The organism is Neisseria sp. P0021.S005, from assembly GCF_051956955.1.
The window spans coordinates 1-1897 of the sequence record NZ_JBQCWY010000591.1; the positions used below are offsets into that span (position 1 = coordinate 1).

A 1897-nucleotide genomic window follows, 5' to 3' on the forward strand; every position below is an offset into this window, starting at 1 on the left:
ATGTGGCGAAGGCAAATGCGGTTCAACCGTGGAAAAAGCCCACGCTAAAAAAGGCAAAGCATCTAAAGCTAAAGCTGCCAAAGTAGTAGAAGGTAAATGTGGCGAAGGTAAATGCGGTTCTAAATAATCCTGCAACATACCTTTAACAAAGTCGCATTTTATAAACAAAAATGCGACTTTGTCGTTCATACGGCATCATAACAGGACATCACCATGATTCAACACGCAGGCTTGGGCTACCGCCGCGACTTGGCGGAAGACTTCCTCTCGCTTTCAGACGACAGCCCGATACGCTTTATCGAAGCCGCCCCCGAAAACTGGCTGAAAATGGGCGGCAGGGCGCGCAAACAGTTTGACCGCGTGGCGGAACGGCTGCCGCTGGCGTTGCACGGATTATCCATGTCGTTGGGCGGACAAGCACCGCTGGATACTGCCTTGATAGACGGAATCAAAGAAATGATGCGCCGTTATGACTGCACGTTTTTCTCCGACCATTTGAGCTATTGCCACGACGGCGGTCATCTTTACGATTTGTTGCCGCTGCCTTTCACTGATGAGATGGTGAAACATACCGCGCGCCGTATCCGCGAAGTGCAAGACCGTTTGGGCTGCCGCATCGCCGTGGAAAACACCTCCTACTACCTGCATTCTCCGCTTGCCGAGATGAACGAAGTCGAGTTCCTCAACGCGGTTGCCCGTGAAGCCGACTGCGGCATTCATTTGGATGTGAACAATATTTACGTCAACGCCGTCAATCACGGCCTGTTGTCGCCCGAAGCCTTTTTAGAAAATGTGGACGCAGAGCGCGTGTGCTATATCCACATTGCCGGACATGACGTCGAAACGCCGGAATTGTTGATTGATACGCATGGCGCGGCGGTTTTGCCGACCGTTTGGGATTTACTCGAACTGGCCTATGCCAAACTGCCGACGATTCCGCCCACCCTGTTGGAACGCGATTTCAATTTCCCGCCTTTTGCCGAACTCGAAGCCGAAGTCGCTAAAATCGCCGACTATCAAATGCGTGCCGGAAAGGAATACCGCCGTGCAGCCTGAAACCTCCGCCCAATATCAACACCGCTTTGCCCAAGCCATACGCGAAGGCAAAGCCGAAGACGGATTGCCGCAAGAGCGTCTGAACGTCTATATCCGCCTGATACGCAACAATATTCACAGCTTTATCGACCGCTGTTATACCGAAACGCTGCAATACTTTGACAGCGAAGAATGGGGCCGTCTGAAAGAAGGTTTCGTCCGTGACGCGCGCGCCCAAACGCCCTATTTTCAAGAAATCCCCGGCGAGTTCCTCCAATATTGCCAAAGTCTGCCGCTTTCAGACGACCTCTTGGCATTGATGGACTTTGAACACACCCAGCTGCTCGCCGAAACCGCGCAAACCGACAGCCAAGCAGTCCATACCGATTCAGACGATTTGGCTTACACCCTTTCTCCCGCCGCCTTTGTGCGCCGTTATCAGTATGACGTGACGGACGAATTGCATGAGGCGGAAACCGCCGTTTTGGTGTGGCGCGATAAGGAAGACGACGTGATGTACCAAACCCTCGACGGTTTCGACGCCTTATTGCTGGAAACGCTGGCAGAGACGCCCACTTCCCTAAACGGCCTGCAAACCATGCTGGCAGAGTTCATGCCGTCTGAAAACGCTTGGCAGGACGCATTAAGGCAGAAATGGACGGATTGGTGGGAACAGGGCATTTTGGTTGCGGCATAAATCAAGGCCGTCTGAAACGGGCGCAGTCGGTTTCGGTAAAACAAAAATACTACTGAAATCGTTTATAGATTCAATCGCATGCTCTTGCCGTATCAGCGTAAAATCAAAAGTATATTGATCATTCATTTCATACTGATACATTATGGCCCTACCCGAACTGACCGA

Annotated in this window: 2 protein-coding genes; both read left to right on the forward strand. The window is 51.8% G+C overall.

Going from position 1 to position 1897, the window contains the following annotated elements; translation table 11 throughout:
* Window positions 1-213 precede the first annotated feature (213 nt).
* Entirely contained in the window at window positions 214-1056 is an 843-nt protein-coding gene (locus tag ACTHUE_RS17260; protein WP_070461018.1) for an HvfB family MNIO-type RiPP peptide maturase, read from the forward strand.
* On the forward strand, window positions 1046-1732 hold the full coding sequence (locus tag ACTHUE_RS17265) for an HvfC family RiPP maturation protein (protein ID WP_219089208.1): 687 nt from the start codon (window positions 1046-1048) through the stop codon (window positions 1730-1732). Before ACTHUE_RS17260 ends, ACTHUE_RS17265 begins: the two co-directional genes overlap by 11 nt.
* The last annotated feature ends 165 nt before the right edge of the window (window positions 1733-1897 follow it).